Origin of the sequence: Methylobacterium sp. WL18 (assembly GCF_008040015.1) — a bacterium.
Classification (GTDB): Bacteria; Pseudomonadota; Alphaproteobacteria; order Rhizobiales; family Beijerinckiaceae; genus Methylobacterium; species Methylobacterium mesophilicum.
In genome coordinates, this window is record NZ_VRVD01000971.1 from 1 (window position 1) to 1,241 (window position 1,241).

At 71.6% G+C, this 1,241-nt stretch carries 2 protein-coding genes; one reads left to right on the top strand and one right to left on the bottom strand.

From position 1 onward, the window contains the following. Positions 1 to 789, bottom strand: a 789-nt coding sequence (serB, locus tag FV228_RS30190; protein WP_147857783.1) for a phosphoserine phosphatase SerB, incomplete at its 3' end; no start/stop codon positions are given. Between the two features lie 26 nt (positions 790 to 815). On the opposite strand from serB, the gene FV228_RS30195 reads away from it, so the two are divergent. Beyond that, on the top strand, positions 816 to 1,241 hold a 426-nt coding region (locus FV228_RS30195), incomplete at its 3' end, for an isopentenyl transferase family protein (RefSeq protein ID WP_147857784.1).

The following is a 1,241-nucleotide window of genomic DNA, read 5'->3' on the forward strand; positions in this document are numbered from 1 at the left end:
CCGGAAGGCCACGCCGAGGCCGGCTTCCGCCAACATGTCGAGGTCGTTGGCGCCGTCGCCGACCGCCAGGGTCTCGGCGGGGCCGAGCCCGAGGCCGTCGCGCAGCTCGATCAGCGTGGCGCGCTTCTCGGCCTTGCCGACGATCGGGTCTTCCACGGTGCCGGTGAGCCGTCCGTCCGCGACGCCGAGCACGTTGGCCCGGTGCTCCTCGAAACCGATCATCCCGGCAATCGGGCCGGTGAACAGGGTGAAGCCCCCGGAGACGAGGCAGGTCCGGGCGCCATGCGCTCGCATCGTCCGCACCAGCGTCGTCCCGCCCGGGGTGAGGCTGAGATGCTCGGCGATGAGCCCGTCCACCGCCGTGATCGGGATGTCCTTAAGCAGCGCCACGCGCTCGCGCAGCGCCGGCTCGAACGCGATCTCGCCGCGCATCGCCCGCTCGGTGATCGCCGCGACATGATCCTTGAGGCCCAGCGTCCCGGCGAGTTCGTCGATGCATTCCTGCTCGATCATGGTCGAATCCATGTCGGCCAGGAACAGGCGCTTGCGCCGATGCGCATCGACCGGCAACACCGCGAGGTCGATCGGCTCGCCGGAGAGCGCACTCCGCAGCCGCTCCGTGAGGGCACCGGCGTCGGCGGGATCGCCCGGCACCAGGATTTCGGCGGCGACCTCTCCGTGCAGGATCCGCGGCGGGTGCTCCGTCCCGAGCGCGGCGCGCGCCTCGGTCAGCACCGCGTCGGTGATGGACGGCCGAGCCGGGTTTGCTATCAGGACCGCGACCAGCATCGTGGAGGTTCGCCTTGCCAGACCGGATGGAGGCCGGGGGGCGCCCGGCGGCGATCCTCATCGCAGGGCCTACCGCGTCGGGCAAGTCGGCACTGGCCGCCCGGCTGGCCGAGCGCCACGGCGGCGTCGTGATCAACACCGATTCCATGCAGGTCTACGGCGATCTGCGCCGCCTCACCGCCCGGCCCGACCCCGACGAGGAGGTCCGCGTGCCCCACCGGCTCTACGGCCATGTCGACGGAGCCGTGAACTACTCCGTGGGACAGTTTTCCCGGGACGTGACCGCACTGTTGGCGATGCTCGACGGCTGCCTGCCGGTCTTCGTCGGCGGCACAGGCCTGTATTTCCGGGCCCTGGAACAGGGCTTTTCGGAGTTGCCGCCGGTACCGGAGGCGGTGCGCGCGCAGGTGCGCCGCGAAGCCGAGGGCCGCCCGACCGAGGCGCTGCACGCC